Below are 4086 nucleotides of genomic sequence, written 5' to 3' on the forward strand. Positions count from 1 at the left end.
GGCCAGCCGTTCGTCGCAGGCGGCCACGTATTCGCCCTGGAACCGGTCGCCGCGCGGCACGAGGAAGACGTCCACGCCCTCCCGCGCCATCTCGCGCCGCAGCGCGGCCAGCCGCGGCGGCCCGTCCCCGGGCCGTGTCCGTGCCTCGAAACTCTGGAACATCCGTGCCTTGCCCCCTGCCAGTCGCGCCCCGCCCCTGCCGAGGAGACTGCCCCGCCGCCGCGGGATTGTCCATCTGCGGCCCCCGCCGCCCCGGGCACGGCCGACGTCCGCCCCCGGGAACGCGCCGCCCGCGCCCTTCATCCTGGCGAAAAACTCCCGCCGGAGGCTTGCCCCGATCCGCCGCGGGCGCTCCCGTTCCCGTGTCGGACCCGCGCGGGCGTCAGCCCGCGCCCCCCGGCGGCGGCGAAGCCGGCGCAATCGCCCTCACCTCCGAAGCGTCCCGCGCGCCTCGCGCCCCCGTCGCCCCGCGCACAGGCGACGACCGCCCCCGGGAACGCGCCGCCCGCGCCCCTTCATCCTGGCGGAAAACTCCCGCCGGAGGCTCGCTCCGATCCGCCGCGGGCGCTCCCGTGACGGACCCGCGCGGGCGTCAGCCCGCGCCCCCGGGCGGCGGCGAAGCCGGCGCAAACCCTCCGCCGCGTCAGCTCGCGCGCTTCATTCCCATGACCCGCGCCCGCGCCCTCGGGTCGCTGTCGAAAAGCGAGGCGAGCTGCTCCGTGATCGCGCCCGCGAGTTGCTCGGCGTCGGTGATCGTGACCGCGCGCTGGTAGTAGCGCGTCACGTCGTGGCCGATGCCGATGGCCAGGAGTTCCACCGCGCGGCGGCGCTCGACCATGGCGATCACGTCGCGCAGGTGCTTCTCGAGGTAGTTCGCGGGGTTCACCGACAGCGTGGAATCGTCCACCGGCGCGCCGTCCGAGATGACCATGAGGATCTTGCGCGCCTCGGGGCGGTAGAGCATCCGGCGGTGCGCCCATTCCAGCGCCTCGCCGTCGATGTTCTCCTTCAGGAGCCCTTCCTTCATCATCAGCCCGAGATTGTCGCGCACCCGCCGCCAGGGCGCGTCGGCGGGCTTGTAGACGATGTGGCGGAGGTCGTTGAGCCGGCCCGGCTGCTGCGGGCGTCCCTGGGCGAGCCAGTCCTCCCGCGCGCGGCCGCCCTTCCAGGCCCGCGTGGTGAAGCCGAGGATCTCGACCTTCACGCCGCAGCGCTCGAGCGTGCGCGCAAGCACGTCGGCGCAGATCGCCGCGATCGAGATCGGGCGCCCGCGCATCGAGCCCGAGTTGTCGAGGAGAAGCGTCACCACCGTGTCGCGGAACTCGGTGTCCTTCTCGATCTTGAAGCTGAGCGGCGTCGTCGGGTTCGCGACCACGCGGGCGAGGCGTCCGGCGTCGAGGATGCCCTCCTCGAGGTCGAACTCCCAGCTCCGGTTCTGCTGTGCCTTGAGGCGCCGCTGGAGCTTGTTGGCCAGCCGGCTGACCGCGCCCTTCAGGGGTTCGAGCTGCTGGTCGAGATAGGCGCGAAGGCGCTCGAGCTCCTGCGGTTCGGCCAGGTCCTGGGCCTCGATCTCCTCGTCGTACTCGGTCGTGAAGACGGTGTAGGCCGGGTCCGCCTCGGAGTGGGGCGCGGGCGGCGGCGGCTCGAAGGGCGCCTCGCCCTCGGGCAGTTCCTGCTCGTCGGCCTCCTCCATGTCGGCGCTGTCGTCCATCTGGACCTGCGCCTGGGCGGCGTCCTGCTGCTGCTCCTGGCTGCGCTCGGGCGAGGCCTCGGCGTCCTCCTCGCGGCTGTCGTCCTCGCCGGTCGAATCGGGGCTCTCCTCCTGCTCCTCCGAGCCCTCGTCCTCGCCCTCGTCGTCGAGCTCGTCGGGGTCGTCGCCGAGCTGGTCGCCATAGCCGAGGTCGTCGATCATCCGGCGCGCGAGGCGGGCGAAGGCGGCCTGGTCCTTCAGCACCGCGTCGAGATCCTCGAGCGTGCCGCCGCAGCGCTCCTCGATGAAGCCGCGCCAGAGCTCCATGACGTTCGCCGCCTCGGGCGGCAGCGGGCGGCCGGTGGCGAGGTGCCGGATCAGGTAGTTCGCGGCGACCGGCAGGGGGGCGTCGGCCGCCTGGCGGATCTCGCCATAGCCCTTGCGCCGGGCCTCGTGGCCGATCTTGGCGTCGATGTTGCCTGCGGTGCCCGGCATGACGCGCGCGCCCACGGCCTCGCAGCGGGCGCTCTCCATCGCCTCCATCAGGTCGCGCGCCATCGGCCCCGAGGGGGCGTAGCGCGCGGCGGTGCCGGTGTCGTGGTAGCGGTGCCGCAGCGCCAGCGCGTCCGCCGTGCCGCGCGCCAGCAGCACCTCCTCGCGGGTCATGCGTCGGCTGACCTGGGGCAGGCGCACGCTGTCGGAGGACAGGCCCGGCGGATCGACCGAGAAGGTGACCGCGAGGTCCGGATCGTCGGCGAGGACGCGCGTGGCCTCGGCCAGGGCCTTCTTGAACGGTTCGGCGGGATTGTCGGTGGGCGATTTGCTCATGGGCGGAATGTGGCCCGCCGCGCGGGCGAGGGCAAGGCGGGACGGCGCGATCGGGGCGGGCCCTCTGCCGTGTCGCGGCGCGGGCCCGGAGGCGGAAGTGGCGTTCCGCCCGGGACGCGGTGCGGGAACGGGGGACACGGCGCAGAGCGCCCGCGCCCGGGGCCGGTCAGCCGCCCTCCGCGATCCCGCCGTGCAGTGCGTCGCACCGGGCCAGCTCGGCCTCGAGCGCGGGGTCGAGGACGTTTCCCTCCGGCTCCGCGTTCTCCGCCATCCGCGCGAGGTAGAGCTCCGTCGCCTCCGCCATCATCGGCACGATCGCCTCGAAGGCGCGGGCGAGGTCGGGCGTTCCGGTCTCGTCCTGCCAGACCACGGCGGCGGTCGTGGCGAGATCCGTCTCGTGCTCCGCCGCGATCCCGCCGATCTCGCTGTCGGCGCCGGCATAGAGGCGGAACGCCCGGAAGAGCGCGGTGCAGCGCAGGAGCGGCGTGGCCTCGCCCGCCTCGGCGAGGACGCTGTCCATCGCCTGAGCGAAGGCGTCGGTCTCGCCCTCGGGCGGCGGCACCTGCGCGGATGCGGCCGTCGCGAGGACGGCGAGGAGGGCGGGCAGGAATCTGCCTTGCATGGCCTTTCCTTCCGGGCCGGGGGCGGCGCGTCTCAGGCCGCGAACCAGTCCACGTCCGCGTTGCCGCCGCAGAGGAGCACGGCGAGGCGTTCGTCCTTCTCCGGCACGTAGGCCCCCGAGGTCAGCGCCGCAAGGGCCACGGCCGCGCCCGGCTCGCCCACGAGGCGCGTCGCGGACCAGAGCTTGCGCGCGGCGTCGAACACGTCCGCGTCGCTGAGGACGAGCGCGGTCTTCACCCGCTGCCGGATCACCTCCCACGAGGTCACGCCGAGGCGCGGGCCGCCGAGCGAGCCCGCCGCGATGCCGCTCGGCGAGACGCTGATCTCCGGCCCCTCGCGGAGCGAACGCGCCAGCGTGTCCGTGCCCTCGGTCTCGACCGAGACGACGTTGACGCGGTCGCCGAACCAGGCGGCGATGCCGCCGATCAGGCCGCCGCCGCCGGTGGCGACCAGGATCGTGTCGATGCCGCCAAGGTCGGTTCGGGCCGCCTGCGCCTCGAACTCGCGCGCGACGGTGCCCTGTCCGGCGAGCGTCCATACAGTGTCGTATGGATGCACCGACAGCGCGCCGCTCTCCTCCGCGGCGGCGGCGTATTGCGCCATGCAGTCGGCGACGCTGCCCTCGGTCAGGATCACCTCGCCGCCGAAGTCGCGCATCCGGCGGAGCTTCTCCTCCTTGGCGATGGCCTTCGGCACGAAGATCCGCGAGCGGTGGCCGAGCGAGGTCGCCGCATGGGCGACCGCGGCGCCATGGTTGCCGCCCGACGCCGCGACGACGCCCGCCTCGGGCACCGTGCGCGAGAGCATGTTGTTGAAGGCGCCGCGCACCTTGAAGGCGCCCGTGACCTGCGTGTGCTCGAGCTTCAGGGCGAGCGCGCAGGGCAGGCCGAAGGCCTCGGCCTCCACGCGGAGGATCGGCGTCTCGCGCACGCGGCCCGCGATGCGGG

3 protein-coding genes are annotated in these 4086 nt (G+C 74.0%); all 3 read right to left on the reverse strand.

Annotated elements, in window-relative coordinates; all coding sequences use genetic code 11:
• Nucleotides 1-643: 643 nt before the first annotated feature.
• The gene (gene cobT / locus ACTS11_RS05495) at nucleotides 644-2518 is read right to left on the reverse strand and encodes a cobaltochelatase subunit CobT (RefSeq protein ID WP_442639333.1); all 1875 of its coding nucleotides are present in this window, start codon (nucleotides 2516-2518) and stop codon (nucleotides 644-646) included.
• 166 nt (nucleotides 2519-2684) lie between these two features.
• On the reverse strand, nucleotides 2685-3140 hold the full coding sequence (locus ACTS11_RS05500) for a hypothetical protein (RefSeq protein WP_442639334.1): 456 nt from the start codon (nucleotides 3138-3140) through the stop codon (nucleotides 2685-2687).
• A 32-nt stretch (nucleotides 3141-3172) separates the two neighbouring features.
• The coding region (locus ACTS11_RS05505; RefSeq protein ID WP_442639335.1) for a threonine/serine dehydratase at nucleotides 3173-4086 on the reverse strand (914 nt) is incomplete at its 5' end.

Origin of the sequence: Roseicyclus sp. (assembly GCF_052168335.1) — a bacterium.
Lineage (GTDB): Bacteria > Pseudomonadota > Alphaproteobacteria > Rhodobacterales > Rhodobacteraceae > Roseibacterium.

Bases quoted from the DNA above. Each gene is read 5' to 3' on its own strand.
- cobT (WP_442639333.1), bottom strand. From the start codon at position 2,518: ATGAGCAAATCGCCCACCGACAATCCCGCCGAACCGTTCAAGAAGGCC.
- ACTS11_RS05500 (WP_442639334.1), bottom strand. From the start codon at position 3,140: ATGCAAGGCAGATTCCTGCCCGCCCTCCTCGCCGTCCTCGCGACGGCC.